24 protein-coding genes and 3 tRNA genes are annotated in these 26256 nt (G+C 54.7%); 9 read left to right on the forward strand and 18 right to left on the reverse strand.

The features are described 5' to 3' along the window. Positions 1 to 73: 73 nt before the first annotated feature. The 11 genes from purA to nnr all read right to left on the reverse strand — a co-directional run bounded on the left by purA (position 74) and on the right by nnr (position 11995). On the reverse strand, positions 74 to 1372 hold the full coding sequence (gene purA / locus ABGA49_RS10885; protein WP_061498454.1) for an adenylosuccinate synthase: 1299 nt from the start codon (positions 1370 to 1372) through the stop codon (positions 74 to 76). Between the two features lie 102 nt (positions 1373 to 1474). After that, positions 1475 to 1672, reverse strand: coding sequence for a DUF2065 domain-containing protein (locus ABGA49_RS10890; RefSeq protein WP_061498457.1), 198 nt, complete (start codon positions 1670 to 1672; stop codon positions 1475 to 1477). Between the two features lie 78 nt (positions 1673 to 1750). Further along, a complete protein-coding gene (gene hflC, locus ABGA49_RS10895; RefSeq protein ID WP_061498460.1) occupies positions 1751 to 2755 on the reverse strand; it encodes a protease modulator HflC in 1005 nt (334 codons plus the stop codon). Positions 2756 to 2757: 2 nt separating this feature from the next. Further along, positions 2758 to 4014: an FtsH protease activity modulator HflK gene (hflK, locus tag ABGA49_RS10900; protein WP_061498463.1), complete on the reverse strand. Its 1257-nt coding sequence runs from the start codon at positions 4012 to 4014 to the stop codon at positions 2758 to 2760. Positions 4015 to 4101: 87 nt separating this feature from the next. Further along, positions 4102 to 5382 carry a ribosome rescue GTPase HflX gene (hflX, locus tag ABGA49_RS10905; RefSeq protein WP_347665547.1) on the reverse strand — a complete coding sequence of 427 codons (1281 nt, stop codon included), beginning with the start codon at positions 5380 to 5382 and terminating at the stop codon, positions 4102 to 4104. Between the two features lie 74 nt (positions 5383 to 5456). After that, complete coding sequence (hfq, locus tag ABGA49_RS10910; RefSeq protein WP_061498466.1) at positions 5457 to 5762, reverse strand: RNA chaperone Hfq; 306 nt, start codon at positions 5760 to 5762, stop codon at positions 5457 to 5459. A 97-nt stretch (positions 5763 to 5859) separates the two neighbouring features. Further along, positions 5860 to 6810 carry a tRNA (adenosine(37)-N6)-dimethylallyltransferase MiaA gene (gene miaA, locus ABGA49_RS10915; RefSeq protein WP_347665588.1) on the reverse strand — a complete coding sequence of 317 codons (951 nt, stop codon included), beginning with the start codon at positions 6808 to 6810 and terminating at the stop codon, positions 5860 to 5862. Next, positions 6803 to 8665, reverse strand: a complete 1863-nt coding sequence (gene mutL, locus ABGA49_RS10920; protein WP_347665548.1) for a DNA mismatch repair endonuclease MutL — start codon at positions 8663 to 8665, stop codon at positions 6803 to 6805. Before mutL ends, miaA begins: the two co-directional genes overlap by 8 nt. A gap of 10 nt (positions 8666 to 8675) precedes the next feature. Next, complete coding sequence (gene amiB, locus ABGA49_RS10925) at positions 8676 to 10013, reverse strand: N-acetylmuramoyl-L-alanine amidase AmiB (RefSeq protein ID WP_347665589.1); 1338 nt, start codon at positions 10011 to 10013, stop codon at positions 8676 to 8678. Between the two features lie 16 nt (positions 10014 to 10029). Next, positions 10030 to 10491 (reverse strand): tRNA (adenosine(37)-N6)-threonylcarbamoyltransferase complex ATPase subunit type 1 TsaE, encoded by a 462-nt coding sequence (gene tsaE, locus ABGA49_RS10930; protein WP_061498475.1) that lies wholly within the window; start codon positions 10489 to 10491, stop codon positions 10030 to 10032. Further along, a complete protein-coding gene (gene nnr / locus ABGA49_RS10935) occupies positions 10484 to 11995 on the reverse strand; it encodes a bifunctional ADP-dependent NAD(P)H-hydrate dehydratase/NAD(P)H-hydrate epimerase (RefSeq protein WP_347665549.1) in 1512 nt (503 codons plus the stop codon). Before nnr ends, tsaE begins: the two co-directional genes overlap by 8 nt. Positions 11996 to 12009: 14 nt before the next feature. On the opposite strand from nnr, the gene queG reads away from it, so the two are divergent. Continuing rightward, positions 12010 to 13149: a tRNA epoxyqueuosine(34) reductase QueG gene (gene queG / locus ABGA49_RS10940; RefSeq protein ID WP_134318974.1), complete on the forward strand. Its 1140-nt coding sequence runs from the start codon at positions 12010 to 12012 to the stop codon at positions 13147 to 13149. A gap of 268 nt (positions 13150 to 13417) precedes the next feature. Here the strand turns inward: queG and ABGA49_RS10945 are convergent. The 4 genes from ABGA49_RS10945 to orn all read right to left on the reverse strand — a co-directional run bounded on the left by ABGA49_RS10945 (position 13418) and on the right by orn (position 14578). Further along, a tRNA-Gly gene (locus ABGA49_RS10945) sits at positions 13418 to 13493 on the reverse strand. Positions 13494 to 13566: 73 nt separating this feature from the next. Then, a tRNA-Gly gene (locus tag ABGA49_RS10950) sits at positions 13567 to 13642 on the reverse strand. A gap of 63 nt (positions 13643 to 13705) precedes the next feature. Beyond that, positions 13706 to 13781, reverse strand: a tRNA-Gly gene (locus tag ABGA49_RS10955). Between the two features lie 251 nt (positions 13782 to 14032). After that, entirely contained in the window at positions 14033 to 14578 is a 546-nt protein-coding gene (gene orn, locus ABGA49_RS10960; RefSeq protein ID WP_061498495.1) for an oligoribonuclease, read from the reverse strand. 94 nt (positions 14579 to 14672) lie between these two features. Here orn and rsgA point away from each other — a divergent pair, with 94 nt between their 5' ends. From rsgA to mscM, 3 genes are all read left to right on the forward strand, one after another. Continuing rightward, on the forward strand, positions 14673 to 15728 hold the full coding sequence (rsgA, locus tag ABGA49_RS10965) for a small ribosomal subunit biogenesis GTPase RsgA (protein ID WP_347665550.1): 1056 nt from the start codon (positions 14673 to 14675) through the stop codon (positions 15726 to 15728). A 101-nt stretch (positions 15729 to 15829) separates the two neighbouring features. Further along, positions 15830 to 16798 (forward strand): archaetidylserine decarboxylase, encoded by a 969-nt coding sequence (gene asd / locus ABGA49_RS10970; RefSeq protein ID WP_347665551.1) that lies wholly within the window; start codon positions 15830 to 15832, stop codon positions 16796 to 16798. A gap of 21 nt (positions 16799 to 16819) precedes the next feature. Beyond that, entirely contained in the window at positions 16820 to 20152 is a 3333-nt protein-coding gene (gene mscM / locus ABGA49_RS10975) for a miniconductance mechanosensitive channel MscM (RefSeq protein WP_347665552.1), read from the forward strand. A gap of 124 nt (positions 20153 to 20276) precedes the next feature. Here mscM and ABGA49_RS10980 read toward each other — a convergent pair whose 3' ends face one another. Beyond that, entirely contained in the window at positions 20277 to 20615 is a 339-nt protein-coding gene (locus tag ABGA49_RS10980) for a YjeO family protein (RefSeq protein WP_347665590.1), read from the reverse strand. Positions 20616 to 20718: 103 nt separating this feature from the next. Beyond that, the gene (gene epmA / locus ABGA49_RS10985) at positions 20719 to 21696 is read right to left on the reverse strand and encodes an elongation factor P--(R)-beta-lysine ligase (protein WP_061498506.1); all 978 of its coding nucleotides are present in this window, start codon (positions 21694 to 21696) and stop codon (positions 20719 to 20721) included. A gap of 306 nt (positions 21697 to 22002) precedes the next feature. Between epmA and frdA the strand changes: the two genes are divergently transcribed. The 5 genes from frdA to ABGA49_RS11010 all read left to right on the forward strand — a co-directional run bounded on the left by frdA (position 22003) and on the right by ABGA49_RS11010 (position 25902). Continuing rightward, positions 22003 to 23793, forward strand: coding sequence for a fumarate reductase (quinol) flavoprotein subunit (frdA, locus tag ABGA49_RS10990; RefSeq protein WP_061498508.1), 1791 nt, complete (start codon positions 22003 to 22005; stop codon positions 23791 to 23793). After that, on the forward strand, positions 23786 to 24520 hold the full coding sequence (locus tag ABGA49_RS10995; protein ID WP_061498510.1) for a succinate dehydrogenase/fumarate reductase iron-sulfur subunit: 735 nt from the start codon (positions 23786 to 23788) through the stop codon (positions 24518 to 24520). The genes frdA and ABGA49_RS10995 overlap by 8 nt, the downstream gene beginning before the upstream one ends. A 10-nt stretch (positions 24521 to 24530) precedes the next feature. Continuing rightward, complete coding sequence (gene frdC, locus ABGA49_RS11000) at positions 24531 to 24926, forward strand: fumarate reductase subunit FrdC (protein WP_061498513.1); 396 nt, start codon at positions 24531 to 24533, stop codon at positions 24924 to 24926. 10 nt (positions 24927 to 24936) lie between these two features. Further along, positions 24937 to 25296, forward strand: coding sequence for a fumarate reductase subunit FrdD (gene frdD / locus ABGA49_RS11005; protein ID WP_061498516.1), 360 nt, complete (start codon positions 24937 to 24939; stop codon positions 25294 to 25296). Between the two features lie 84 nt (positions 25297 to 25380). Further along, positions 25381 to 25902 (forward strand): lipocalin family protein, encoded by a 522-nt coding sequence (locus ABGA49_RS11010; protein WP_347665553.1) that lies wholly within the window; start codon positions 25381 to 25383, stop codon positions 25900 to 25902. Here ABGA49_RS11010 and sugE read toward each other — a convergent pair. Next, positions 25899 to 26216: a quaternary ammonium compound efflux SMR transporter SugE gene (sugE, locus tag ABGA49_RS11015; RefSeq protein ID WP_347665554.1), complete on the reverse strand. Its 318-nt coding sequence runs from the start codon at positions 26214 to 26216 to the stop codon at positions 25899 to 25901. The two genes, ABGA49_RS11010 and sugE, sit on opposite strands and share 4 nt — an antisense overlap. Positions 26217 to 26256 lie beyond the last annotated feature (40 nt).

The raw sequence follows: 26256 nt of genomic DNA on the forward strand, positions 1-26256 counted from the left end.
CCGCTAATTTATTTGAACAGAAGGGTAAAAAAAGCGAGGAGACGGGGCGCGATCAACACGCCCCGGAACAGCATTATGCGTCGAACGGGTCACGCAGGATCATCGTTTCCGTACGATCCGGCCCGGTAGAGATAATATCGATCGGCACACCGGTAAGTTCTTCAATACGTTTGATGTAGTTCAGCGCTGCCTGTGGCAAACCGCTGCGCTCTTTCACACCAAACGTCGATTCAGACCAGCCAGGCATTGATTCATAAATCGGCTCAATACCTTCCCAGTTGTCTGCTGCCAGCGGCGTAGTGGTCACTTCGCGGCCGTCCGGCATGCGGTAGCCCACGCAGAGTTTCACTTCTTTCAAACCATCCAGCACATCCAGCTTGGTCAGGCAGAAGCCAGACAGGGAGTTGATCTGCACCGCACGGCGCACCGCAACGGTGTCCAGCCAACCGGTGCGACGACGACGACCTGTGGTCGCGCCATATTCGTTACCCTGTTTGCACAGGAACTCGCCGATATCATCGAACAGTTCAGTCGGGAACGGACCCGCCCCCACACGCGTAGAGTAAGCTTTGATAATACCCAGTACGTAATCAACATAACGTGGGCCAAGGCCGGAACCAGTGGCGACGCCGCCTGCGGTAGTGTTAGAAGAGGTGACGTACGGATAAGTACCGTGGTCGATATCCAGCAGCGTACCCTGTGCGCCTTCAAACATCACGAAGTCGCCGCGTTTGCGTGCCTGATCCAGCAGATCGGAAACATCGACGACCATAGCGGTCAGGATGTCAGCAATCGCCATCACGTCGTCCAGTACTTTCTGGTAGTCAACCGCTTCCACTTTGTAGAAGTTCACTAACTGGAAGTTGTGGTATTCCATCACTTCTTTCAGTTTATCGGCGAAAGTCGCTTTATCGAACAGGTCGCCAACACGCAGACCGCGACGGGCAACTTTGTCTTCGTATGCTGGCCCGATACCACGGCCCGTGGTGCCGATGGCTTTCGCGCCACGCGCTTTTTCACGCGCAACGTCCAGCGCAACGTGATAATCGAGGATTAACGGGCATGCTTCAGACAGCAGCAGACGTTCACGAACCGGGATACCACGGTCTTCCAGTTCTTTCATCTCTTTCATCAGCGCAGCTGGAGACAGCACGACACCGTTACCGATGATGCTGGTGACGTTTTCACGAAGAATGCCTGATGGAATAAGATGGAGGACGGTTTTTTCACCGTTGATTACGAGAGTATGGCCTGCGTTGTGACCGCCCTGGTAGCGCACAACATATTTAGCCCGTTCAGTCAGAAGATCGACAATCTTCCCTTTACCTTCGTCACCCCATTGGGTGCCCAGTACGACGACGTTGTTACCCATTTTTCAAAATCACCGTTTGCTTAAAAATGGATTCTACCACCGCTTTTTTTCAGATTCAGCACTTTTTCCGGGCAAAATGACAGCAAAATAACCGCTTTTGCTTCAGCCAATCGTTTTCCTCAACATGTAGTAGATAACCACTCCCGCAACCACAAGCCCACCGCCAAAACGACGCAAAATATGATCCGGCAGCAAACTCAGGGAGGCGATCATACGACGCCATGCGCGCGGATAGAACATCGGACCAAGGCCTTCAAACACCAGTACCAGCGCCAGGGCAAGCCATATTGTTGAATTCATTTCTGATCCTTCCAAAAAGAAAACCACCGCCTTAAATCGGGCGGTGGTTTTTTTATCATGAAAACCGCTGACGCTATCTTAGCGTGTCGCGGAACTCGGTGTCTTCATATAACGGAAGAAATCGCTGTCCGGGCTGAGCACCATCACATCCTGGTTGCTCTCAAAGCTGCTTTCATACGCGCGCAGGCTACGGATAAAGGCATAAAAGTCCGGATCCTGGCTAAAGGCATCGGCGAACAGCTTCGCCGCTTCCGCATCGCCTTCACCGCGCAGGATACGCCCCTGACGCTCAGATTCCGCCAACGTTTTGGTCACTTCGTAATCCGCAGTGGCGCGCAGTTTTTCCGCCTCTTCCTGACCTTGCGAACGGTGACGACGGGCTACCGCTTCACGCTCGGCGCGCATACGGTTGTAAATCGCCTCGGACACTTCGGTCGGCAGGTTGATCTGCTTGATACGCACATCCACCACTTCAATACCTAACGCTGCCATACTGTTCGGGTTAATGACCGGTACTTTACCGTTCGTTTCTTCGGTGACGCGTTCAGCGGCCTTGGCAATCGCATCATCTGCCGCCGGGGTCGACACTTCATCTTCGGTACCCGCGGAACCGGAGTTCAGCGCATCGCGCACTTCCAGCGTCAAACGACCACGGGAGTCGGTCACGATGTCACGCACATCCAGACGGCCGATTTCAGAACGCAGACGGTCAGAGAACTTACGTTTCAGCAGAACTTCTGCCTGGGAGACGTCACCGCCGCCGGTCGCCAGATAGTAGCGGCTGAAATCACTGATGCGCCACTTAATGTAGGAGTCGACGATCAGATCTTTCTTCTCTTTAGTGACAAAGCGATCCGCCTGGTTATCCATGGTCTGGATACGGGCATCCAGCATTTTAACTGATTCAATAAATGGCAGTTTGAAGTGCAGGCCTGGCGCAAACACCAACGGTTTGTTGTCATCGTCGCGCAGAACTTTACCAAAGCGCAGTGAAATGCCGCGCTCACCCTCTTTCACCACAAAAATGGAGGTGTAGAGCACTACCAGCACGATGATGATGATCGCGATAACTGACTTACGCATCGTTATTCCCCCTGACGCTGGTAGTCGTTACGCTGCGCGTTAACGCGGCGTTGGTCCATGATGTCTCCCGCAGACGTTGCGGGGGCGCTGTTCGCACTGCTACCAGAGTTGGACGCAGGCGGCAGGCGCAGCAAGTTGTTCGCGCCACTGCTGTCACTCTTTGCCGCAGGCGCATTGCCACCTTTCAGCATCTGGTCCAGCGGCAGCACCATCAGGTTGCCACCTTTATCGTTCACCAGCACTTTGCGAGTATGACTCAGCACTTTTTCCATGGTCTCGATATACAGACGCTCGCGGGTGATTTCCGGCGCGGCTTTGTATTCCGGCAGCAGCTTCGCAAAGCGAGCCACTTCACCCTGTGCTTCCAGAATGGTCTGCGTTTTATAAGCGCGCGCCTCTTCGAGGATACGCTGCGCCTGACCATTAGCACGCGGCTGCACTTCGTTGGTGTACGCTTCCGCTTCACGAATATATTGCTGCTCGTTTTCACGGGCGGCGATAGCATCATCAAACGCGGCTTTCACCTCTTCCGGCGGACGAGCGGCCTGGAAGTTAACGTCCAGCAGGGTGATACCCATGTTATACGGACGAATGGTCTCTTCCAGCTCACGCTGGGTATCGCTACGAATAACGGTACGGCCTTCGGTCAGAATGCGATCCATCACGTATTTACCGATCACACCACGCAGGGCGCTGTCCGTCGCCTGACGCAGGCTATCGTCGGCGCTGGTCACGCTGAACAGGTAACGCTCCGGATCGGTCACGCGGTATTGCACGTTCATCTCAACGCGAACCACGTTCTCATCAGAGGTGAGCATAACGCCGGACGCGGCCAGTTCACGCACGGACTCGACGTTGACGGCAGTGACATTATCAATAAAGGTCGGCTTCCAGTTCAGACCCGGCTCCACCAGGTGGCTGAACTTACCAAAGCGGGTAACCACGCCGCGTTCCGCTTCTTTGATGGTGTAGAACCCGGTAGCAGCCCAGATAATCACGGCGGCCGCGGCAACGATGCCGACAACGCGCCCACCCATATGACTGCGCGGGCCAGAAGAACCTGGATTGCCGCCGCCTGAGCTCTTACCCCCGCCCAAGCCACCGAGCTTTTTGCTCAGTTTGCGGAAGATATCATCCAGATCAGGTGGCCCCTGATCGCGACCGCCTTTGTTTCCATTTCCCTCAGAGTTGCCGCCTGGTTTGCTGCTTCCCCACGGGTCGCGGTCTTGTCCGTTGTTACCGGGCTGATTCCACGCCATGTATGTGCTCCATATATGTCTATCGTGCGGTGTATGCCCGAACTGGCGGGCACCCCCAAAGGGGAAAAATCTTCAGGCCTGTGCCGGTCAGACGACGTACTCTTCGAGTGCCGGTTCTTGTTTACAGAGTCGACGCCAGTCAACAATCGGCATACGCACCTGCATACCTACGCTGCCATCGTCTTCCATCCACTCTTTTTCTATTGCCTGAAGCTGATAAAACCGACTTCTCAGGCGCCCTGCCTGCGGAGGCAAACGCAGCGTGTGCTGCGCCACTTCCCCGGCAAGACGCTCCGTCAAAGCCTGGAATAACAGTGGTACGCCAACACCGGTCTGCGCAGAGAGCCAGACGCGGATTGGTTTATTCTCTTCATCCCTGTCGATACGCGGCTCGAACTCTTCCAGCATATCGATCTTGTTCATGACCAACAGCGTCGGGATCTCGTGCGCTTCAATTTCTTCAAGCACCGTATTCACTGCGTCAATGTTTTCCTGCACACGGAGATCGGCGGCATCGATCACATGCATCAGCAGCGTCGCCTGACGCGTCTCCTGCAAGGTCGCTTTAAATGCCGCCACCAGATCGTGTGGCAGATGACGGATAAACCCTACGGTATCCGCCAGCACCGTTTCCCCGACATCCGCTACATCGATACGACGCAGCGTGGGATCCAGCGTTGCGAACAGTTGGTCTGCCGCATACACCTGCGCTTCGGTGATCTGGTTAAACAGCGTCGACTTGCCGGCGTTGGTATAACCCACCAGCGAAACCGTTGGAATATCGGCTTTCGTGCGGGAGCGACGCCCTTGTTCACGCTGCTTTTCAACCTTCTCAAGGCGCGCCAGGATCTGGGTAATACGATTACGCAACAAACGACGGTCGGTTTCGAGCTGGGTTTCACCCGGACCGCGCAAACCAATCCCGCCTTTTTGTCGCTCAAGGTGGGTCCAGCCACGCACCAGACGCGTCGCCAGGTGGCGCAGTTGCGCCAGTTCAACCTGCAATTTCCCCTCGTGCGTACGAGCACGCTGGGCAAAAATATCCAAAATCAGACCGGTGCGATCGATTACACGACACTCGCACAGTCTTTCCAGGTTACGTTCCTGGGCAGGGGTCAGCGCATGATCAAAGAGCACAACGGAGGCACCCACGGCTTTTACGGCATCCGCAATTTCTACTGCTTTACCTTCGCCAACGAAATACTTAGGGTGCGGTGCTTTACGGCTACCGGTAATCACCTGCATTGCTTCGACACCGGCGGAAGAGACCAGAGATTCAAACTCCTGGAGGTCTTCCATATCTTTGTCTTGCGAAAAATAGATGTGTACCAGTACCGCCTGCTCACCGGCTTCATAACGGTCAAACAAGCGTAAACCCTCAAAAAAGATCAGCGGGGAACGCAGATCTTCTGGCTCCCCGATGTAGATAAACAGCAAAAACCTTATTCGGTTTCTTCGCCGTCCTGCTGTGCAGAGCCCTGCGCGTTGCTACCATGATGGTAGTTACTGTTGGTACCGCCGCCCGCATTGTTGCTGTGATGAGAAACCGGACGAGATGGAACAACAGTAGAAATCGCGTGCTTATAGACCATCTGGCTGACCGTGTTTTTCAACAGGATCACGAACTGATCGAAAGACTCAATTTGCCCTTGCAGCTTAATACCATTCACCAAATAAATTGAAACTGGAACACGTTCCCGACGCAGTGCGTTCAGGAACGGATCTTGTAAAGATTGCCCCTTAGCCATTCTATCTTTTCCTTATATGCTTGTTTTGTACTTAGAACCCGAAGGCTCTGAAAACTGCGTAAAAAATTCGCGCACGATACGACTTAATTGTACACATTCACCCTGCGATAGCACGAACAACCTGTAACACGTCCTGGTAAGACTTTTCTGGCTTTTCACTCTCTAACCAGTGAACGCCATCCCAGCCGCGCAGCCATGTCATCTGTCGCTTGGCTAACTGCCTCGTGGCGCAAATACCTCGATAAACCATTTCATCGTATGAAATCTCACCTTCAAGATACGACCACATCTGGCGGTATCCCACACAACGAATGGAAGGCATCTCCGTATGCAAATCTCCGCGAGCAAAAAGCGCCCGCACTTCTGCTTCAAAACCTGAAGCCAACATCTGATGAAACCGCTGCTCAATGCGTTGATGGAGCAGTTCACGGCTCGCCGGGGCGATGGCGAACTGATGCACCTGGTAAGGCAGAGCGTCTCCCGACGTTTGCGTCAGATCTGTTAAAGTTTTACCCGAAATGAAAAAAACTTCCAGTGCCCGGGAAAGCCTTTGCGGATCATTTGGATGAATCCGTGCTGCAGCAACCGGATCGATCTCCCGCAACTGCTGGTGCAACGCTTCCCATCCACGCTCTGCCGCTTGTTTTTCAATGTCCGCTCTGACTTTTGCATCCGCTGATGGCAAGGGTGATAACCCCTCCAGCAGCGCCTTGAAGTAGAGCATCGTACCGCCCACCAGCAGCGGAATGCGTCCTGCCTCGGTGATCGCATGCATTTCCGCCAACGCATCGCGGCGAAAATCCGCTGCGGAATACGCCTGCGCCGGGTCGAGAATATCCAACAACCGGTGCGGTGCGGTGTGTAACTCTTCCGCATTCGGCTTTGCGGTACCGATATCCATGCCCTGATAGATAAGGGCAGAATCCACGCTTATCAACTCAACAGGCAAAACTTTACGCAACGCAATGGCTAACGCCGTTTTACCCGAGGCCGTCGGCCCCATCAGAAAAATAGCCTTAGGCAGGCCAGCCTTACTCACTTCACTCATCATTCAGGGCGTTCATCGCCGTTTGTAGATCAACAGGTTGTAATAAACCATCTGGTGGGGACTTCACCAGATGCGGACAAAGCCGTTCGACGTCGGCCAGCAGGGTAATCGCCTGCGCCACACTCCATTGCGGATGATCGCTCGCCAGATGACGAGCCAGCCATTGGGCAATATTCGCCGCATCAATGCTTGTCTGCTGCGCCAGGTAGCCTATCAGTTCGGGAATCAAGATTTGTAAATTTTGTTGGCGCAAGGGTAAAGGCACAGCACGAATGGTTACGTACTGGCCATCCGGGACAAATTCAATGCCCATTTTTGCCAACACCGGCTGCGCCTGTTTCAACGCCGCGCGCTCTTGCGCAGAAATTTTTAAACGCACCGGAATCAACAACGGTTGACCGCAGGCCGGCGCATTGGCCGGAGAAAGCTGTGCATGGCGTAACCACCGTTCCGCAACGGGAAGCGCCAACAATGCCAGTTGCCCGTTGCGCTCAAGCAGTGCGTAGTGCGGCGCAATCAGCGTTAAGACGCGGCCAAAACTCTGGCTGTGCCCTTCCAGCGCGGGCGCTGCAGGCTGTGGCGCTTCACTTTTGCGCTCCACAACAGGCGTATCCAGCAACTGACGATACAGCGCGCCCTGCTGCTTTTGGTAACCCGGTTGTGCATGCGGCCAGCCGGGCGTCGCGCCTGTATTGCCGCTGTTACGGGAAGCCGGAGCAGCGCTGGTTGGCATGCGTGGAGCATCCGGTTCACGGGCGACCAACGGTTGAGAGAATTGGTTACGCCCTGCTGCCACTCGGTTCTCTGGTAACGCGCGGGGGGCGGGTTCATCCGTTAGCGGCAAGGGGGTGTCGAACTGTTGTTGCAGCACGCTGAGCACCCCCTGGTAGATAAAGTCATGTACCAGCCGCGATTGATGGAAACGCACTTCATGCTTCGCCGGGTGCACATTGACATCCACCTGATGTGGATCGATGTCCAGGTAGAGCACAAAAGCGGGTTGCTGATCGGCACCCAGTTTATCTTCACAGGCCTGTCGGATGGCGTGATTGATTAACCGGTCGCGCATCATTCGGCTGTTCACATAGCAGTACTGGATCTCAGCGAAAGCCGCCGTGGTCTGTTTAGGGTCCGCCACCCAGCCGCGCAGGGATAAATCGCCGTGCTGCCACTCAATGGCCAGCGCGTGTTCAAGAAAGGCGGCACCGCAAATCGCCCCAAGACGGCGCTCTTTTTGCCCCCCTTCGGCGACCGCGCGGTACTGGCGCACCAGCTTGCCGTTATGACTCAAATTGAGGGTGACATCGAAACGCGCCAGCGCAATGCGGCGTATCACCTCATCGATATGGTTAAATTCGGTTTTTTCCGTGCGCATAAATTTACGGCGCGCCGGTGTGTTGTAGAACAGATCCAGCACTTCCAGCGTGGTGCCCACCGGGTGCGCGGCGGGTTTGACCGTCACCGCCATATCACGCCCTTCGGCGTAAGCCTGCCACGCTTCTTGCTGCTCAGCAGTACGGGAGGTGAGCGTTAAACGGGAAACAGAGCTGATACTGGCCAGCGCTTCGCCACGGAAGCCAAGGCTAATAATGGCTTCGAGATCGTCCAGCGAGGCGATTTTACTGGTAGCGTGGCGCGCCAGCGCTAGCGCCAGTTCATCTTTCTTGATGCCGCTGCCGTTGTCGCGGATACGGATAAGCTTGGCGCCGCCGCGTTCAATATCGATATCGATTCGCGTAGCGCCTGCATCAAGGCTGTTTTCAACCAGCTCTTTCACTACCGACGCAGGGCGCTCCACCACTTCGCCAGCGGCGATTTGGTTCGCAAGCTGCGGCGGCAGAACCTGTATCGGCATGAAAATATCCTTAGTTAAGCAGACCGTTCGCAGGTGCCGCGGCGCTGGCTGTCTGCCCGCCTCCGCTTTGTGGCGCAGACTGCAACGGATGTGCGAGGAAATAGTTACGCAGACCGCCGTATATTGCTTCAGCGATCTGTTGTTGGTAATTGTCGCTTCCCAACAATCGCTCTTCTGCAGAATTACTGATAAAACCCGTTTCAACCAGCACAGAAGGGATATCCGGGGAGCGCAGCACACCTAAGCTTGCGTGTTCCGGGCGACGCTTATGTAACGCGCCCACACGCTCAAGCTGACCCAGCATACTGGTGGCGACATCATAACCGACGCGCTGGGAATGGCCGAATTGTAAATCCAGCACCGCCTGGCTCAGGTAGGGATCCGACTGGCTATTGGCCAGCACATCCCCTGCACCGCCCAACAGTTCCGATTGTTTTTCATGCTGCTCCAGCCAGCCCGCCATTTCACTGTTCGCTCGGCGGTTTGACAATACCCATACCGACGCGCCGGTTGCATCGCGATTTGGTGCGGCGTCCGCATGGATAGAAACCAGGAAATTCGCATTCTGCTTACGCGCCACATCGGAACGCCCCATCACCGAAATAAAGTAGTCCCCGTCGCGCGTCATCACCGGTTTGAACATCGGGTCATCATTCAACAACGCGCGCAGTTTACGGGCGATGGAGATGGTCACGTTTTTCTCTTGCGTTCCGCCAGCGCCAATCGCACCAGGATCCTGACCACCGTGTCCGGCATCAATGGCGATAACCACTTTGTCACCGGATGCAGTGCGCGTCTGTACCGCCGGGCGGGTCACCGTATTACTGCTGGTCACGCTAGTAATGCGATCATTTTCCGCTTTAAACGGATTGCGCGCAGGCGTTGAAGGCTGCGCAGGGCGAGAGGTAACCGGCGTATCGTTACGCTGCACCACCGCTTTAGGCGGTGGCGGCGGTGGCGGCACATCGGCATCAATCGTAAAGACCACGTTGTAGCCCGCGCCGCTTTGCTGTTTCACCGCCCGGGTTTTGCCATTTTGCGTTAAATCCACCACCAGACGGATCGACTGATTATCTTTCGCCGTCCCGGCACGGATACTTTTGACCAGATTATTGCCGCTAAACTGCAGCGGCAAACCCTGGATAATGCCCGTCTGTTTGATATCCAGCGCGACGCTACGCTTATCCTGCTGCGTAAACGCATATTCAGGATCGCCCATAAAGCTGAAAGTGATACGCGCCTGGCTGTCGCCGTTGGACACCTGAATATCCGCCAGGCTTGCAGCCCCCGCCTGCGTACAAAGCAGTAATAACGCAGCCGCCAACCAACTTTTAACGCGAGAGATCATCACGTTATCCTTCCTGTCAACCGGCCATACGCGCCAGTAACGAATCGCCAGATGAGGATACCGCGCGAATGCGCGCCTCACGCCCCTGAGCCTGGTAATCTAAATGGATTTCAACATCCGGATCAGGCAGTACACCCGCACCTTGCTGCGGCCACTCAACCAGACAAATGGCATCATTGGCAAAATAATCGCGGATGCCCATAAATTCCAGTTCCTCCGGATCCGCAAGGCGATACAGGTCGAAGTGGTACACCGTCAGCGAATCGAGCGTGTACGGCTCAACGAGGGTATAGGTCGGGCTTTTGACATTCCCGTGATGACCAAGAGCCTGTAAAAATCCCCGGCTGAAGGTAGTCTTACCCGCGCCGAGATCGCCATACAGATAAATCACCGTCGCACCGGTGCAGGCCTGCGCCACACGCGTGCCGAGATCCAGTGTCGCTTGCTCATCAGGTAAAGGAATAACTCGATTAATCATCTTTTGTATCAACTACATCCGGGTTAACAACACGCCAAAGCGCCGTAAAAAGATCGGTTGCCAGCATACCGCGCATACCGAATTGCGCCGCCAGCCTGTCAGCCGCAGCGCCATGAGCAACACATCCCGCACAGGCTGCATCCCAGGGCGTCAACTTCTGCCCGAGTAGCGCGCCAATAATACCGGACAAAACATCCCCCATGCCGCCGCTCGCCATGCCAGCGTTACCGGCATCGACAATGCCCATTTCACCCTCTGCATTTGCAATGACGGTACCCGCGCCTTTCAGCACAACAACACCGGCATAACGTTTTACCAGCCGCTGCGCGGCGAGCAAGCGATCGCTTTCGATCTCCGCCACGCTGCAATTCAGCATACGCGCAGCCTCACCAGGGTGCGGCGTCAGTACGCGATTGTGACGTTTATCGGGATTGATTGCCAGAAGGTTCAACGCATCCGCATCCCATAGCATCGGTTTACGGAAATTCTCTACCTTTTGTAGCGCTTTTTTGCCCCACTCCTGCTGCCCAAGTCCCGGACCAATCACCACGACATCCGCCCATTGCAGGCTCTCATCCATCGAGGCGCTGGTCAGTTCATGAACCATCAATTCCGGGCGGGCGGTTAACAGCGGAGCAATATTTTCGCTGCGCGTCAGCACGCGCACAAGGCCTGAGCCTGCGCGCAGTGCTGCCTCGCCAGCCATACGAATTGCTCCGGCGGTACCGTGATCGCCGCCAATAATCAGCAGACGCCCATGATCACCTTTATGTGACGTCGGGCGACGTGGCGTAAACCAGCGGCAAAGCTGGCTGGCATCAAACCGGGTTAATGCTGTCTCTTGCCCGTTTAACCAGGACTCCAGCCCCAGCGCATGATGATGAAGCTGCCCTACGACATCCCGCGCTTTGCCCGTCAATAAGCCAGGTTTAAGCGCGATAAAGGTGAGGGTGTGATGAGCATGAATCACCGCGCCCGGCGCGGCACCTGTTTGAGCATTAAGCCCGGAGGGGATATCCAGCGCCAATACGGGGGCCGGATGGGCGTTTACGTGGTCGATCAGTTGGGCAACATTGTCGCGCGGCGCGCTGGTAAGCCCGGTTCCCAGCAGACCATCGATAATTAAATCAACCTGTTCCGGCCAGAGAATGTCCGGCGCATGGATCACGCCGCCAGCATTAAGCCAGGCATCCCGCGCCTGCGCGGCCTCTTCCGGTAGTGGTTTGTTGCTCTCCAGCGCCAGCAATGTCACTTGTATGCCCGCCGCGGCGGCAAGCCTGGCGACCACATAACCATCGCCGCCGTTATTGCCGTGCCCACAAAGCACCAACCAGCAACGCGTATCGGGATACTGCTGCCGGGCCACAGTAAAAGCGGCCTCGCCAGCACGTAACATCAGCTCATAAAGCGTAATACCGAAGCTGTCCGCCGCCTCTTTTTCGGCGCGTTTAAGGTCCTCAGCAGGCCAGATGGAGTGTGGTATACTTGCTGCGATTTTCTTCATTTTTATGGTCCGTCATGTCACAGCCCCTCGATCTCAATTATTTAGCGCAACAAATCAAACAGTGGGGCTCTGAACTGGGTTTTCAGCATGTCGGTATTACCGATACCGATCTCAGCGCCAGCGAACCAAAGCTACAGGCGTGGCTGGATAAACAATATCATGGCGAGATGGAGTGGATGGCACGTCACGGAATGATGCGCGCCCGCCCCCACGAGCTTCTCCCCGGCACGCTGCGCGTGATCAGCGTGCGCATGAACTACCTTCCTGCGCACGCCGCTTTCGCCAGCACGCTGAAAAACCCAACGCTCGGCTATGTCAGCCGTTATGCGCTGGGCCGTGATTATCATAAGCTGCTGCGTAACCGGCTCAAAAAGCTCGGCGAGACTATTTCGCAGCAATGTGCTTCGCTCAATTTTAGACCTTTTGTTGATTCCGCGCCTGTTCTTGAGCGCCCTCTGGCAGAAAAAGCCGGGCTTGGCTGGACAGGTAAGCACTCACTTATCTTAAGCCGCGATGCGGGCTCATTTTTCTTTCTGGGTGAATTGCTGATTGATTTACCCCTGCCTGTCGATAAACCGGTGGAAGAGGGCTGTGGGCGTTGCGTGGCGTGCATGACGATTTGCCCTACCGGCGCCATTGTCGAGCCGTATACTGTCGATGCCCGCCGCTGTATCTCTTATCTCACGATTGAGCTTGAAGGTGCCATTCCGGAAGCATTGCGCCCCTTGATCGGCAATCGCATCTATGGTTGCGATGACTGTCAGCTCATTTGCCCCTGGAATCGCTACTCGCAACTGACCAACGAGGACGATTTCAGCCCGCGTAAAGCACTGCATGCGCCCGCGTTGATCGATCTGTTCGCCTGGGACGAGGCACATTTTCTGAAAGTGACGGAAGGGTCGGCTATTCGACGCATTGGTCATTTACGCTGGCTGCGTAATATTGCCGTCGCCCTGGGAAATGCCCCGTGGGAAGAAGCCAATATTCAGGCGCTGGAGCAGCGTCTTGGTGAGCACCCACTTCTTGATGAACACATACAGTGGGCGATTGCGCAGCAAAAAGAGAAGCGAAACGCCTGCCGCGTTGAGGTACAAATGCCGAAACAGCAGCGGCTGGTCAGAGTGGTGGAAAAAGGTCTGCCGCGCGACGCCTGAGCCATCCACAGCTTGTGAATAAAATAAAAAACACATTGCGATTCAATGACCACAAATTCGTCAAGTGATCACATTAACAATTTGCGATGTTATTTTGTTTTTATTTTACAGTGGGTTAAAAAAAATTCATTCACCCATCGAAGTAACTATTATGTTGCGAATGAAAGACAGGCCTGTGGATAAGTCTGTTCACAACGCATTCCTGAGGGAAATAAAAAACGTCCCCAGCGAAGCTTTCCGCTGTGGATAATTATTTGATGTGAAAATTTGGAGCGGGAAACGAGACTCGAACTCGCGACCCCGACCTTGGCAAGGTCGTGCTCTACCAACTGAGCTATTCCCGCGTACTTATCTGGGCCAGCTTGCTTGCCGGAACCAGTAAATCTGGATGGTGCGTGCCTTTCGGCATTTCAAATTTGGAGCGGGAAACGAGACTCGAACTCGCGACCCCGACCTTGGCAAGGTCGTGCTCTACCAACTGAGCTATTCCCGCATATTTATCCGGTTTCAGCTTCATTGCCGGAACCAGTAAATTTGGATGGTGCATTTCAAATTTTGGAGCGGGAAACGAGACTCGAACTCGCGACCCCGACCTTGGCAAGGTCGTGCTCTACCAACTGAGCTATTCCCGCTTATCATCGATTTTTCAGTACGTTAGAACTCATTTTTACTGAAATTTCGTGATGCCGTGTTTCACATTTCTGTGTCTTCACGGGAGGCGCATTATACGAGAAATCCTTCCTGCTGCAAGCCCCTGAAAGCAAATTTTCGCTTTTTTTGTTTGAATGCTGCTTTAATCGACAAAACGCACACTTTTACAGCAAACCCACGCCAGCACTGGCTTGCAGGGCCAACAAAAAAAACGGCCCTGCATGCATGAACATTACAATTTAATAAAATGTTCGCGATACCAGGCCAACTCAGCCACGGATTCGCGAATATCGTCCAGCGCCTGATGTGTATTCTGTTTTTTCAGTCCTTCCAGCACTTCCGGTTTCCAGCGACGAGCCAGCTCTTTCAGCGTGCTAACGTCCAGGTAGCGATAATGGAAGTACGCCTCCAGCTCCGGCATGTACTTAAACAGGAAACGTCGATCCTGGCCGATGCTGTTGCCGCAAATGGGCGATTTTCCCGCTGGCACCCACTCTTTTAAGAACGCAATAGTGGCCAGTTCCGCGGCGCGATCATCCAGTTGACTGGCCTTCACACGATCCACTAACCCGCTACCGGTATGGGTGCGTACGTTCCAGTCATCCATTAATGCCAGTTGTGCGTCGGTTTGATGCACTGCAATCACCGGGCCTTCCGCCAGAATATTCAGGTTTGCATCGGTCACCAGCGTCGCGATTTCAATAATGCGATCGCGCTCGGGATCTAACCCCGTCATCTCCAGATCGATCCAAATGAGGTTGTTTTCATTTGCGCTCATGCTATTTTCCACCCTTCTCGCGTAACTATATTCATCTAGAATTGCGTGTATCATAGTTGTTTTGCCCATCCAGGGCGACCAGGAGCCAGCACGATTGAGTAAAAATAAACTCTCCAAAGGGCAGCAACGCCGCGTTAAAGAGAACCACCAGCGCCGGCTGAAAACCTCTACGGAGAAAGCTGACTATGATGACAACCTGTTCGGCGATCCGTCCGAAGGCGTTGTGATCAGCCGCTTTGGCATGCACGCCGATGTGGAATCCGCCGACGGCGCAGTGCATCGCTGTAATATTCGTCGCACGATCCGTTCACTGGTCACCGGCGACCGGGTGGTCTGGCGTCCTGGCAAAGAAGCGGCGGAAGGCGTTACAGTAAAAGGCATTGTGGAAGCCGTACACGCACGCACTACGGTGCTTACGCGCCCCGATTTTTATGATGGCGTAAAACCCATCGCCGCCAATATTGATCAGATTGTTGTGGTGTCGGCGATCCTGCCAGAACTGTCGCTGAATATTATCGATCGATACCTTGTCGCCTGCGAAGCCTTACAGGTTGAGCCCCTGATCGTGCTGAACAAAATCGATCTGCTGGACGAGGACGGCATGGATTTCGTCAATGAGCAGATGGATATCTACCGCAATATCGGCTATCGCGTACTCATGGTCTCAAGCCACGCACAGAATGGGCTTAATCCGCTGATTGAGGCGCTGACCAACCGCATCAGCATCTTTGCCGGGCAGTCCGGCGTGGGGAAATCGAGCCTGCTTAACACACTGCTCGGTTTACATGAGGAGCAGATCCTCACCAACGACGTTTCCGACGTCTCCGGTCTCGGGCAACACACCACCACAGCCGCACGTCTTTATCACTTCCCGCACGGCGGCGATGTGATTGATTCTCCGGGCGTTCGCGAATTTGGACTCTGGCACCTTGAACCGGAACAAATTTTCAACGGTTTTGTCGAATTCCATGACTATCTGGGCCAGTGCAAATACCGGGATTGCAAACATGATACGGATCCGGGTTGCGCCATTCGCGAAGCGGTCGAAAAAGGCGAAATTGCTGAAAGCCGTTTCGAAAATTATCACCGCATCCTGGAAAGCATGTCACAGGTAAAAACGCGTAAAAGCTTTTCTGAATCAGATGACTGACAACTAAGCTATGCATCGTTAAAATCGTCCCCTTTTTAGAAAAGGATCCGGCGCCCGGCGGCGGATCAGGAACGACAAAAAACAATGGCCTGGAGGCTACCTTGTTAAACGCATTTAAACTTTCGCTTCAATACATTCTGCCGAAACTGTGGCTCACTCGCCTGGCGGGCTGGGGCGCAAGCAAACGCGCGGGCTGGCTGACCAAACTGGTTATCGATCTGTTTGTGAAATACTACAAGGTCGATATGAAAGAGGCGCAGAAGCCCGATACCGCCAGCTACCGCACCTTTAATGACTTTTTTGTACGCCCGTTGCGCGACGACGTTCGCCCGCTGAATACCGATCCTAATGTGCTGGTGATGCCGGCAGACGGCGTGGTGAGCCAGCTTGGCGCTATCGAAGAAGATAAGATCCTGCAGGCCAAAGGCCATAACTACAGCCTTGAAGCCCTGCTGGCAGGCAACTACCTGATGGCCGATCTGTTCCGTAACGGCAGCTTTGTCACCACCTATCTCTCTCCGCGCGACTATCACCGAGTTCATATGCCGTGTAACGGTATTCTGCGCGAGATGATTTACGTCCCAGGCGATCTCTTCTCCGTTAACCACCTGACAGCGCAAAACGTGCCGAACCTGTTTGCCCGTAACGAACGCGTAATCTGCCTGTTTGATACCGAGTTCGGTCCGATGGTGCAAATTCTCGTTGGCGCGACCATTGTCGGCAGCATTGAGACCGTTTGGGCCGGTACGATTACGCCGCCGCGCGAAGGGATCATCAAGCGCTGGACCTGGCCTGCTGGCGAAAGCGAAGGCGCCATCGCATTGCTGAAAGGCCAGGAAATGGGCCGCTTCAAACTGGGTTCCACCGTGATTAACCTGTTTGCGCCGGGCAAAGTGGCACTGGCAGAACAGTTGCAAAGTCTGTCGGTCACCAAAATTGGTCAGCCGCTGGCGGTGTCCACCGAAACGTTCGCCCCTGTCGAAACCGAACAGGCCCCTTTGTCGGAAGCGGAAATCAACGCCGAACACGACGCCAGCCCGCTGGTAGACGATAAGAAAGACGAAGGTTAATCCACAAACAGGAAGACTGATGTGCGCCTGATTATCACATTTCTGATGGCCTGGTGCCTCAGCCTGGGGGCCATGGCGGCATCGGCCCCCGATGCCAGACAAATTACGCAGGAACTGGAGCAAGCCAAAGCGGCGAAGAACACGCCCGACCAGGCGGAAACCGTGGAGCTGCTCCAGGCTGCACTTAACGCGCTCGAAGAACGTAAAGGTTCACTTGAGCGCGCTCAACAATACCAACACGTTATTGATAATTTTCCTAAACTTTCCCGCACTCTGCGTTCTCAACTGGATAACCTGCGCGACGAGCCTAAATCCGTCCCGGCGGGCATGAGCAGTGACGCGCTGAACCAGGAGATCCTGCAAGTCAGCAGCCAGTTACTGGAGAAAACGCGTCAGGCACAGCAGGAACAAGAGCGTGCGCGGGAAATCAGTGATTCCTTAAACCAGCTTCCGCAGCAGCAAACCGACGCCCGTCGGCAGGTAACCGAAGTGGAACGCCGCCTGGGGGCGCAAAATGCGACAACGCCGCTGGCGCAGGCGCAGAATCTCAGCGCACAGGCAGAATCGGCGAAACTGAAAGCGCTGGTGGATGAACTGGAACTGGCGCAACTGTCGGCCAATAACCGCCAGGAGTTGTCGCGCATGCGTTCCGAGCTGGCGCAAAAACAAAGCCAGCAACTGGATACTTATTTGCAAGCCTTGCGCAATCAGCTTAATAGCCAGCGTCAGCGTGAAGCAGAGCAGGCGCTGGAAAGCACCGAACTTCTGGCAGAGAACAGCGATAATCTTCCTGTCGGTATCGTTGAACAGTTCCGAATCAACCGGGAGCTGTCGCAGGCGCTTAACCAACAGGCGCAGCGCATGGATCTGGTGGCGTCTCAGCAGCGCCAGGCTACCGGGCAGACATTGCAGGTGCGCCAGGCGCTCAATACGCTGCGTGAACAATCCCAATGGCTGGGCGCATCAAATATGCTCGGTGAAGCATTGCGCGCACAGGTTGCCCGTTTACCAGAAATGCCCAAACCGCAGCAACTGGACACCGAAATGGCGCAGTTGCGCGTGCACCGCATGCGTTACGAGGATCTGCTGAACAAGCAACCACAACTACGGCAAATTCGCCAGGCGGACGGCCAGCCGCTCACAAGCGAGCAGAATCGTATTCTGGAAGCCCAGCTGCGTACTCAGCGCGAACTGTTGAATTCGTTGTTGCAGGGCGGCGATACACTGATCCTTGAGCTGACCAAGCTGAAAGTTTCTAATAGCCAGTTGGAAGATGCGCTGAAAGAGGTGAACGAAGCGACCCACCGCTATCTGTTCTGGACGGCGGATGTCAGTCCGGTCACCTTCGCATGGCCGATTGAAATCGTCCAGGATCTGCGCCGCCTGCTGTCGCTGGATACCGCCAGCCAGTTAGGCAAGGCCAGCGCGATGATGCTCACCAGCAAAGAGACGTTGTTCCCACTGTTTGGTGCCTTGATACTGGTGGGATTCAGCATTTACTCACGCCGGCATTTTACCCGTTTCCTGGAGCGCTCCAGCGCCCGTGTGGGCAAAGTCACCCAGGATCACTTCTGGCTCACTATGCGTACGGTGTTCTGGTCCATTCTCGTCGCCTCGCCTTTGCCGGTGCTATGGGCAACGCTGGGTTATGGTCTACAGGAAGCCTGGCCTTATCCCCTGGCCGTCGCCGTTGGCGACGGCGTAACTGCGACGGTGCCATTGCTATGGGTAGTGATGATTTGTGCCACTTTTGCCCGCCCTACCGGCTTGTTCGTCGCGCACTTTGGCTGGCCGCGCAATCGCGTCGCGCGCAGTATGCGTTATTACCTGATGAGCATTGGCCTGATCGTACCGTTGATCATGGCGCTGATCATGTTTGATAACCTCAACGATCGGGAGTTCTCCGGTTCGCTGGGCAGGCTCTGTTTTATTCTTATCTGCGGCGCACTGGCGCTGGTCACACTGAGCCTGAAACGCGCCGGGATCCCGTTGTACGTGGATAAAGCTGGCAGCAGCGACAATATGCCAAACCGCCTGCTGTGGAACCTGCTGATGAGTGCGCCGTTGATTGCCATTCTCGCAGCCTCCATCGGCTATCTGGCCACGTCGCAGGCGCTGTTGGCCAGACTGGAAACCTCCGTTGCCATCTGGTTCCTGCTGCTGGTGGTTTATCACATCATCCGTCGCTGGATGCTGATCCAGCGCCGTCGCCTGGCCTTCGAACGCGCCCGTCACCGCCGCGCGGAAATTCTCGCCCAGCGTGCACGCGGTGAAGATGAGCCGCCGCATCAGACCAGCACTGAAGGGGTTGCCGATGTCGATGAGGCAGAGGTCGATCTTGATGCCATTAGCGTGCAGTCCTTGCGACTGGTGCGCTCTATTTTGATGCTGATCGCATTACTGTCGGTCATAGTGCTGTGGTCGGAAATTCATTCTGCTTTCGGCTTCCTTGAAAATATCACGCTGTGGGACGTGACCTCGACCGTGCAAGGCGTGGAAAGTCTCGAGCCGATTACGCTGGGCGCGGTACTGATTGCCATTCTGGTGTTTATCATTACCACACAACTGGTGCGTAACCTCCCGGCGTTGCTGGAACTGGCGCTGTTGCAGCACCTTGAACTCACACCTGGCACCGGTTATGCCATTACCACCATTACCAAATATCTGTTGATGCTGTTTGGCGGGCTGGTGGGTTTCTCGATGATCGGTATCGAGTGGGCAAAACTGCAGTGGCTGGTCGCAGCGCTGGGTGTCGGTCTCGGCTTTGGTTTGCAGGAGATCTTCGCCAACTTTATCTCCGGTTTGATCATTTTGTTTGAAAAACCGATCCGCATCGGCGACACCGTGACGATCCGCGATCTGACCGGTAGCATCACAAAGATCAACACCCGCGCCACGACTATCAGCGACTGGGATCGCAAAGAGATCATCGTGCCGAACAAGGCTTTTATCACCGAGCAGTTTATCAACTGGTCGCTGTCGGACTCTGTGACCCGCGTGGTGCTGACGGTTCCAGCGCCAGCGGATGCTAACAGCGAAGAGGTCACGCAGATCCTTTACACTGCGGCCGCACGCTGCTCGCTGGTGATTGATAACCCGGCACCGGAAGTGTTCCTGGTCGATCTGCAACAAGGGCTGCAACTGTTTGAACTGCGTATTTACGCTGCGGAGATGGGACACCGTATGCCATTGCGCCACGAAATCCACCAGCTGATTCTGGCCGGCTTCCGTGAGCACGGCATTGATTTGCCGTTCCCACCGTTCCAGATGCGCCTTGAAAGTCTCGACGGTAAACGCACTGCGCGTACGCTGACATCAGCAGGTAAAAACAGCAGGCCAGCGGGCAGTTTGTAGAGCAGAATATTCAGCGCCTGATGGCACGATGCTTGCCCGGCTTGCAGAACACGCACCCGAGGTGCCTGCCAGGCCGGGTAAGGTTATCGCTTCCACCCGGCGATATCACATTGATGACTGGTGGTTACAGGCAAAACTGATAACGCAAGCAAAAACGCCACAACCAGAAAGCAAAAATGGAGAAGAGAGTCAGGTACAGGAACCCATGATGCTGTTTTTTCCAAACTAACAGATAAACAAACGGAAAAAACAGTGGGATCGTAATGGCTATCCCGGCATCACGGATATCCTCACTTTCGACATATGCCTTTAAATCACATATGTTTTTTATATTTTTCCCGTCAATAAGCCACTCTTTATCCTGAACGGATAAGAGCAGGATCAGGACAATACTGAAACAGAACCAGATTAAGCCAGCTATCCACCCTTTTCTGCTCACCTCATTCCCCGAAACACTCGCCATCGAAGCCAGCACTGAATATCACTCTTTTCAGCGCCATGTTAAAGGGAATAAATGCAAGCCAAGGGGAACACAGGCATCTCTCAACCCTGGCCCGAAAAAGCAGTTACGCCCGGTCGACGGTAAAAGCAATAACATCCGCCAGGCTTTCTGCCTGCAACGCCAGCATTACCAGACGATCAACGCCCAGCGCTACGCCGGAACAGTCTGGCAGGCCCGCCTTCAGTGCTTCCAGCAGATTCACATCCACCGGCTGCTGCGGCAGACCACGCGCCGCACGTTTGCGGTTATCCTGCTCGAAACGCTGCTGCTGCTCGCGTGCGTCGGTGAGTTCATGGAAACCATTCGCCAGCTCAATTCCCTTGAAGTACACCTCGAAACGCTCAGCAACGCGGTGATCTTCGGTACTGATCTGCGCCAGTGCAGCCTGACTTGCCGGGAAGTGGTAAACAAATGTCGGACGATCTTTACCGATCTGCGGCTCCACGCCCATTGTAAACAGCAGTTGCAGCAGCGTATCGCGGTCTTCTTCCGTGTCAGCAATATTGCTCAGGTCAAGCTTTGCCGCCACTTCGCGCAGTTGGGTTTTATCGGCAGAGAGTGGATCCACGTCCAGATAACGCTGGAACGCCTGTTGATAAGAGATCGATTCCGCAGCCTGGCACTCCAGCACCTGCTGCAATAAATCATCCACTTCATTCATTAAGCGGTACATATCGTAATGCGGACGATACCACTCAAGCATGGTGAATTCCGGGTTGTGATGACGCCCCATTTCTTCGTTACGAAAGCTTCTGCACAACTGGAATACCGGCCCGCAACCCGCAGCCAGCAAGCGCTTCATATGGTATTCCGGGCTGGTCATCAGATAGAGATTCAGCCCCTGAGAGTGGCCCGGTCCGACAAAACGGGTTTCAAACGGAAACAGATGAATGTCTGTTACCGTTGCCTGGCTCATACAGGGCGTTTCCACCTCGAGCACGCCGCGATCGACGAAGAAACGCCGGATCTCAGCCATAATTGCTGCTCGTTTCAATAGATTAGGGATGGATGCGCTCGGCTGCCAGGTTGCCGTCTCGCTCATGGTGCTTTCTCCGAATTCAGACAAGGGCACGAAGTCTACCCGCATCGATCCGCAGAGACAAATTTTGCACAAAAAATTTTCACTTATGTCGTCTATAAATAATGAGGGGCGTTTATGTGGTGATATCTGTCAATATCGATGATGCATCACACTAAAGAACGGCAAAAAAATCGAACACATCAAATTTCCTTTCCATCCCTACGGTTATACTGCGCTTACCCAAAAAGGAGCAGTGGAACATTTCCGCAACTACCTCAAGCGCTTCAGGCTTATCGTTGCGGAACAACAATAATCTGGAGGAATGTCGTGCAAACCTTTCAAGCCGATATCGCTGTGATTGGCGCAGGCGGAGCAGGATTACGCACCGCGATCGCTGCGGCGCAAGCCAACCCTAACGCTAAAATCGCACTGATTTCAAAAGTCTATCCCATGCGCAGCCATACGGTTGCTGCAGAAGGCGGCTCTGCCGCCGTCGCCCAGGATCATGACAGCTTCGAGTACCATTTCCACGATACCGTTGCTGGCGGTGACTGGCTTTGCGAACAGGATGTCGTCGACTATTTTGTGCACCATTGCCCGACAGAGATGACCCAACTTGAACAATGGGGTTGTCCGTGGAGTCGCCGTCCCGACGGTTCGGTCAACGTGCGCCGCTTCGGCGGGATGAAGATCGAACGCACCTGGTTCGCGGCCGATAAAACCGGCTTCCACATGTTGCATACGCTGTTTCAAACCTCCCTTCAGTTTCCGCAAATCCAACGCTTCGACGAACACTTTGTGCTGGATATTCTGGTCGACGACAACCATGCTCGCGGCCTGGTAGCGATGAACATGATGGAAGGCACCCTGGTGCAAATCCGTGCGAATGCCGTGGTAATGGCAACGGGCGGTGCGGGCCGCGTATACCGTTACAACACCAATGGCGGCATTGTCACCGGCGACGGTATGGGCATGGCGCTGGCGCACGGTGTACCGCTGCGTGATATGGAATTTGTGCAGTATCACCCGACCGGTCTGCCCGGTTCCGGCATTCTGATGACGGAAGGCTGCCGCGGTGAAGGCGGGATCCTCGTCAACAAAAACGGCTACCGCTATTTGCAGGATTACGGCATGGGGCCGGAAACGCCGTTGGGCGAACCGAAAAACAAATATATGGAGCTGGGCCCGCGCGATAAAGTGTCGCAAGCCTTCTGGCATGAATGGCGCAAAGGCAACACTATCTCCACGCCGCGCGGCGATGTGGTGCACCTCGACCTGCGTCATCTTGGCGAGAAAAAGATCAAGGAACGTCTGCCGTTTATCTGCGAGCTGGCGAAAGCCTATGTCGGGGTCGATCCGATCAAAGAGCCGATTCCTGTGCGTCCAACAGCACACTACACCATGGGCGGCATCGAAACCGACCAGAACTGCGAATCCCGTATCACCGGGCTGTTTGCGGTGGGCGAGTGTTCTTCTGTCGGCCTGCACGGCGCCAACCGCCTTGGTTCGAACTCACTGGCGGAACTGGTGGTCTTTGGTCGCCTGGCCGGTGAACGCGCAATGGAACGTTCTGCTACCGCAAGCCGTGCAAATGACGATGCGCTGAATGCGCAGGCGGCGGATGTCGAACAGCGTCTGAAAGCGCTGGTTAACCAGCAGGGTAACGAAAGCTGGGCGAAAATCCGCGATGAAATGGGCGAATCCATGGAAGAAGGCTGCGGTATCTACCGTACGCCGGAGCTGATGCAGAAAACCGTGGATAAACTGGCGGAGCTGCAGGAACGCTTTAAACGCGTGCGTATCACCGATACCTCCAGCGTCTTCAACACGGATGTGCTCTACACCATTGAACTGGGTCACGGTCTGAACGTGGCGGAATGTATGGCGCACTCCGCACTGGCGCGTAAAGAGTCCCGCGGTGCCCATCAACGTCTGGATGAAGGCTGTACCGAACGCGATGACGTCAACTTCCTCAAGCATACTCTTGCCTTCCGTGACGCTGACGGCGCAACACGGCTGGAATACAGCGACGTGAAAATCACCACGCTGCCACCAGCAAAACGTGTTTACGGCGCAGAGGCGGAAACGACCGAGAAGAAGGAGACGAACAATGGCTGAGATGAAAAATCTAAAAGTCGAAATCGTGCGCTATAACCCGGAAGTGGACAACGCACCGCACAGCGCCTTCTACGATGTGCCTTACGACGAAGCAACCTCGCTGCTCGACGCGCTGAGCTATATCAAAGACAACCTTGCGCCTGACCTGAGCTATCGCTGGTCGTGCCGTATGGCGATTTGCGGCTCATGCGGGATGATGGTCAACAAGGTGCCCAAACTGGCCTGTAAGACCTTCCTGCGCGACTACGAGAAAGGGATGAAGGTGGAAGCGCTGGCGAACTTCCCAATCGAGCGCGATCTGGTGGTCGACATGACCCACTTTATCGAGAGCCTCGAAGCCATTAAGCCTTATGTCATCGGCAATACGCGTACGCCCGATCAGGGTCCGGGGAAACAGACACCGGCGCAAATGGCGAAATATCACCAGTTCTCTGGCTGCATCAACTGTGGTTTGTGCTACGCCGCGTGTCCTCAGTTTGGCCTGAACCCTGAGTTCATCGGCCCGGCGGCGATCACGCTGGCGCATCGCTACAATCTGGACAACCGCGATAAGGGTAAAGCAGAGCGTATGGGGCAACTGAACAGCCAGAACGGCGTGTGGAGCTGCACTTTTGTCGGCTATTGCTCGGAAGTTTGTCCGAAGCATGTCGATCCCGCTGCCGCTATTCAGCAGAGCAAGGTGGAAAGTTCGAAAGACTTTCTTATCGCCACTCTGAAACCACGCTAAGGAGTGCATTATGACGACTAAACGCAAAGCCTGGGTTCGTCCCGTACCCGCAAGCTGGTGGAAACAACTGCCGTTTTATCGCTTCTATATGCTGCGTGAAGGAACGGCAGTGCCAGCAGTCTGGTTCAGCATTGTGCTCATTTACGGGCTCTTTGCCCTTAAACATGGCCCGGAAAGCTGGACCGGTTTTGTAGGCTTCCTGCAAAACCCAATTGTGGTAGTTCTTAACCTGATTTCGCTGGCGGCTGCATTGCTGCACACGAAAACCTGGTTTGAGCTGGCGCCGAAAGCGACGATCATCATCGTGAAAGATGAAAAAATGGGGCCAGAGCCGGTTCTTAAAACGCTCTGGGCGGTTACAGCGGTGGTCACTGTCGTGATCCTGTTTGTCGCACTGTTCTGGTAAGGAGGCCAAGGTGATTAACCCGAATCCAAAACGTTCCGACGAACCCGTATTCTGGGGCTTGTTTGGCGCAGGCGGTATGTGGAGCGCGATTGTTGCTCCGGTGATTATCCTGCTGGTGGGGGTGTTGCTGCCGCTGGGGCTCTACCCCACAGAAGCACTGAGCTATGAGCGCGTCCTGGCGTTTGCGCAAAGCTTTGTTGGTCGCGCCTTTATCTTTTTAATGATTGTATTGCCAGTGTGGTGCGGTTTGCACCGTATCCACCATATGATGCATGACTTAAAAATCCACGTACCAAGCGGTAAATGGGTATTCTACGGCCTTGCTGCCATTCTGACCGTGGTCACCTTGATCGGCGTGATTTTTATTTGATGCCAGTCGCTCTCCTGCGCAAGCAGGAGAGCAAATTTTCCCCCAGCGTCTATACCTGAAAGAAAATGCTGGAAGGAAAATCTTATGCGTTTTCTCCTCGCTGTTGTAGCCGCGTTTTTACTCTCTGCCTGTAGTTCCCCCACACCTCCCGAGGGCGTTAAGGTTGTTCAAAATTTTGATGTGCAACGCTACCTGGGGAAATGGTACGAAATTGCCCGTTTTGATCACCGCTTCGAGAGCGGTCTGGAGCAAGTCACCACCACGTACAGCCTGCGCGATGATGGTGGCTTAAACGTCATAAACCGTGGCTATAACCCGGATCGCGGCATGTGGCAGCAATCAATGGGCGAGGCGTATTTCACCGGCAATCCACGCACTGCGGCGCTGAAAGTCTCTTTCTTCGGCCCCTTCTACGGCGGCTACAATGTTATCGCGCTGGATGATAATTACCGCTATGCGCTGGTCTGCGGGCCGGATCGTGACTACCTGTGGATCCTGTCGCGCACACCATTCCTCCCCGCAAAGGTTAAACAGCAAATGCTGGAGATCGCGTCGCGACAGGGTTTCGCCGTAGAAAAATTACTCTGGATTAAACATGTGCCTTAATGAGCGCTGAGTTTCAGACCAACGATCCCCGCCACGATCAGACACAAACTGAAAACGCGCGCCAGACTGGCAGATTCGCCAAGCAATACGATGCCGGCAATCGCCGCACCGACGGCACCTATTCCGGTCCAGATAGCATAGGCTGTACCAACTGGCAGCGTTTTCATTGCCCATGAGAGCAGCACAATACTGGCGACCATCGCTGTGACGGTGACAATGCTGGGAGTTAAGCGTGTGAATCCATACGTGTATTTCAGGCCGATGGCCCAAACCACTTCCAGAAGACCTGCAACAAGAAGAATAAACCAGGACATTATTGGCTCCGGTGCGGGGCCGTCCCCGTTGAACATGCAC

Source organism: Kosakonia sp. WA-90 (assembly GCF_039871955.1).
GTDB lineage: Bacteria > Pseudomonadota > Gammaproteobacteria > Enterobacterales > Enterobacteriaceae > Kosakonia > Kosakonia oryzendophytica.

Coding starts and splice junctions, on each gene's coding strand:
- purA (WP_061498454.1), bottom strand. CDS start 1,372: ATGGGTAACAACGTCGTCGTACTGGGCACCCAATGGGGTGACGAAGGT.
- ABGA49_RS10890 (WP_061498457.1), bottom strand. CDS start 1,672: ATGAATTCAACAATATGGCTTGCCCTGGCGCTGGTACTGGTGTTTGAA.
- hflC (WP_061498460.1), bottom strand. CDS start 2,755: ATGCGTAAGTCAGTTATCGCGATCATCATCATCGTGCTGGTAGTGCTC.
- hflK (WP_061498463.1), bottom strand. CDS start 4,014: ATGGCGTGGAATCAGCCCGGTAACAACGGACAAGACCGCGACCCGTGG.
- hfq (WP_061498466.1), bottom strand. CDS start 5,762: ATGGCTAAGGGGCAATCTTTACAAGATCCGTTCCTGAACGCACTGCGT.
- miaA (WP_347665588.1), bottom strand. CDS start 6,810: ATGAGTGAAGTGAGTAAGGCTGGCCTGCCTAAGGCTATTTTTCTGATG.
- mutL (WP_347665548.1), bottom strand. CDS start 8,665: ATGCCGATACAGGTTCTGCCGCCGCAGCTTGCGAACCAAATCGCCGCT.
- amiB (WP_347665589.1), bottom strand. CDS start 10,013: ATGATCTCTCGCGTTAAAAGTTGGTTGGCGGCTGCGTTATTACTGCTT.
- tsaE (WP_061498475.1), bottom strand. CDS start 10,491: ATGATTAATCGAGTTATTCCTTTACCTGATGAGCAAGCGACACTGGAT.
- nnr (WP_347665549.1), bottom strand. CDS start 11,995: ATGAAGAAAATCGCAGCAAGTATACCACACTCCATCTGGCCTGCTGAG.
- queG (WP_134318974.1), top strand. CDS start 12,010: ATGTCACAGCCCCTCGATCTCAATTATTTAGCGCAACAAATCAAACAG.
- orn (WP_061498495.1), bottom strand. CDS start 14,578: ATGAGCGCAAATGAAAACAACCTCATTTGGATCGATCTGGAGATGACG.
- ABGA49_RS10980 (WP_347665590.1), bottom strand. CDS start 20,615: ATGGCGAGTGTTTCGGGGAATGAGGTGAGCAGAAAAGGGTGGATAGCT.
- epmA (WP_061498506.1), bottom strand. CDS start 21,696: ATGAGCGAGACGGCAACCTGGCAGCCGAGCGCATCCATCCCTAATCTA.
- ABGA49_RS10995 (WP_061498510.1), top strand. CDS start 23,786: ATGGCTGAGATGAAAAATCTAAAAGTCGAAATCGTGCGCTATAACCCG.
- frdC (WP_061498513.1), top strand. CDS start 24,531: ATGACGACTAAACGCAAAGCCTGGGTTCGTCCCGTACCCGCAAGCTGG.
- ABGA49_RS11010 (WP_347665553.1), top strand. CDS start 25,381: ATGCGTTTTCTCCTCGCTGTTGTAGCCGCGTTTTTACTCTCTGCCTGT.
- sugE (WP_347665554.1), bottom strand. CDS start 26,216: ATGTCCTGGTTTATTCTTCTTGTTGCAGGTCTTCTGGAAGTGGTTTGG.